The organism is Actinomycetota bacterium (assembly GCA_041658565.1).
GTDB lineage: Bacteria > Actinomycetota > AC-67 > AC-67 > AC-67 > JBAZZY01.
In genome coordinates this window covers 1-2580 of record JBAZZY010000101.1, presented here as the reverse complement: position 1 = coordinate 2580, position 2580 = coordinate 1, and the positions used below count along the sequence as shown (strand labels likewise).

Genomic DNA, 2580 nt, shown 5'->3' with positions numbered 1-2580 from the left:
AGCCCGGAATCCCCTCGCGGGGTAACGATGCCGATGTCACTGAACCCGTCGTGGTTGAAGTCTCCTGCGAACAGCTTCACCTGATCGAGCGTGTAGTTGGAGCCGGTGTTCGCCCACACGCCGCCATGCGTAAAGCTCGTCCCCGTCGACAGAAGCGGTACGAAGTTCAAACCGCTCGCACCGCGTGGCGTCACAAGCCCGATGTCGCTGAGCCTGTCGTGGTTGAAGTCTCCTGCGAACAGTCTGATCTGATCGAGCGTGTGGTCCGTGCCGGTGTCGTACCACACGGCCCAATCCGAGAACCCCGATCCGTTGGACAGCGCCACTTGGAAGTTCAGCCCGGAATCCCCTCGCGGGGTAACGATGCCGATGTCACTGAACCCGTCGTGGTTGAAGTCTCCTGCGAACAGCTTCACCTGATCGAGCGTGTAGTTGGAGCCGGTGTTCGCCCACGCGACCCAATCAGAGAACCCCGATCCGCTGGACAGCGCCACTTGGAAGTTCAGCCCCGAATCGCCACGGGGCGTGACGATGAGAAGATCGCGCCTGCCGTCGCCATTGAAGTCCGAGCGACCGTAGGCAGCCATTTCCGAGTCGACTGGACAACCACCGTTTGATGCAGGACCCGCCTGGTCCGGACACCGATCAGAACTGTCGGGCACGCCGTCGCCGTCGCGATCGCCATCTCCGCCGCTGGTGAGAGTTGTGCCAATCCACTGTCCGTGGCTACCGTCGCCAGGTAGGTCCGGGCCATCGCTGAAGCGCGTTCCGCGCGAGTCTGCGAAAGGAATCGGGTTGCCAGCGCTCGCACAGCCCCCTCCGCCATGAACTTGAAGATGGATGTGTGATGGTCCGGGATTCCGGCCGACCGGGTGCGATGGAGTGCCGGGTTGCTTGACCACCCCTACGACGTCGCCGGCTGAAACGAGAGTTCCAACGCCGAAGCCAGATGGAGGCTCAACGTGGGCAATGCCGATGCTGCCGGTCGCGCCGTCGTCGCGGCCGTAGTTGATGCAGAAGAAATCAAAGTCGATGAAGGAAACCCTGCCGGTAACTGGCGCGGTGACGGTTTCACCTTGAGAGGATCCCCAGCAACTCGTACCGCGAACGATATCAACGGCAAAGTACTGCGAAGCTGTGGAGTGCGTACCCGAACCATCGGCGAAGCCACCGTAACCCTGGCAGATGATCCAGGTCTCGCCGCCCGGGAAGGGAAGGCGAAGAGTTGAAGCCGCACGAGCGCTGCCGATGGGCGCGAAGACAACTGCGACAAGGAGCAGAGCCAATGGCATCTCGCGCATCCGAGACCGGACCGGACGCGAACATGGCACCGCCTGACCGCGACCGATCACACGACCACAACCTCTCGGGAGCCCTTCGAACTCTGGTTGCCTGCGCGGTCCTCAGCTTTGACCTCGACCCGATACGGACCGGGAACAAGTGGAGGCGGTGCCTTCCACGTGCAAGAGCCCGTCGAGTCACATGTGAGATCGGCATCGACCTCTGTGGCGGGCAAGCCTGTTGCGGGCGTGTAGACAACAACGACCCGCACCACACCCGAAAGATCGTCGACGGCGGTGCCCTCGAGGTCGCTGATGCGAAGCGCCGAGTTGCCGACCAGAGTCGCGCCGTCGGCCGTCGTAATCTCAACTGACGGCGGTGCTGTGTCGATGTTGATTCCCTCCACAACGCTCGTCGCCACGTTGCCCGCAACGTCGCTCACGCTCGCGCTCACCGACTGCTCCGCGCCCGATGTCGAAAGAGTCGAATCCGTCGGGCAAGCCGCAACCCCCGACAGCGCGTCGTCACAGGTCCACCGGATCGTGACCGGACCCGCGTACCACCCGTGCTCGTTCGGCTCGGAAGTGATCTGTCCGGTGATCGTCGGGGCGGTCTTGTCGATCGACAACGCAGCGGATCCGGTTGCGCAGTTGCTCACCGGATCACAGCTCGGCTCGGAGGTGTAGACAACGCCGATGCCTTCGATCGACGCCAATGTGTCCGGTGGCGTCGAGGGCGTCCCCGAACTCGGCGCCGGATCAGCCACCTGCCAGTGGATCGTGACGTCTGCGTTGTACCAACCGTGGGTGTTGGGTGCGCGGTCGGCCAGAGGAACAACCACCGGAGGGATCGTGTCCAGCGCAGTGAACGCATTCGATCCCACCGCGCTCTGCATTCGGGCACGGCTGCTGAATCCACCGGGCAGCCCGACGGCAAGGTTCGCGTTCTGGTAGTTGCTCGAAGCCGCAAGGCAGTGCAGCTCGTCGCCGTTGGTACCGGTGGGAGCGCTATCGACGTGGCGGCAGAAGTCGCGCGCCGAATCGAACGCGTCGATCGGGTTCGGATCCGAGATGACGACATGCTTTGTTCCGATAGGGACGTTCTCACCTGGCCCGATGTTGATCGCGTAGAGGTAGACCTCGTTCGAGCCGGATGGCGCGTCGAATGTGAAGTCGAAGCCCGTGTTTGGCCCGGCCGAAGGGTAGACGCCAACGACATCGGGTCGAGCGACCGAGGTCTGACCGAGTGCGTATCCCGGCGCGCCCGAACCCGCCGGCCCTCCAACGTAGGCGTGGATGG

3 protein-coding genes are annotated in these 2580 nt (G+C 63.3%); 1 reads left to right on the top strand and 2 read right to left on the bottom strand.

Annotated features, from left to right (window positions below):
* A partial coding sequence (locus tag WDA27_15435) for a VCBS repeat-containing protein (GenBank protein MFA5892317.1) occupies nucleotides 1-587 on the bottom strand: 587 nt, incomplete at its 3' end.
* Nucleotides 588-962: 375 nt separating this feature from the next.
* Here WDA27_15435 and WDA27_15430 point away from each other — a divergent pair.
* Complete coding sequence (locus WDA27_15430; protein ID MFA5892316.1) at nucleotides 963-1229, top strand: hypothetical protein; 267 nt, start codon at nucleotides 963-965, stop codon at nucleotides 1227-1229.
* A 119-nt stretch (nucleotides 1230-1348) separates the two neighbouring features.
* On the opposite strand, the gene WDA27_15425 is transcribed toward WDA27_15430, so the two are convergent.
* Nucleotides 1349-2580, bottom strand: a 1232-nt coding sequence (locus tag WDA27_15425; protein ID MFA5892315.1) for a hypothetical protein, incomplete at its 5' end; no start/stop codon positions are given.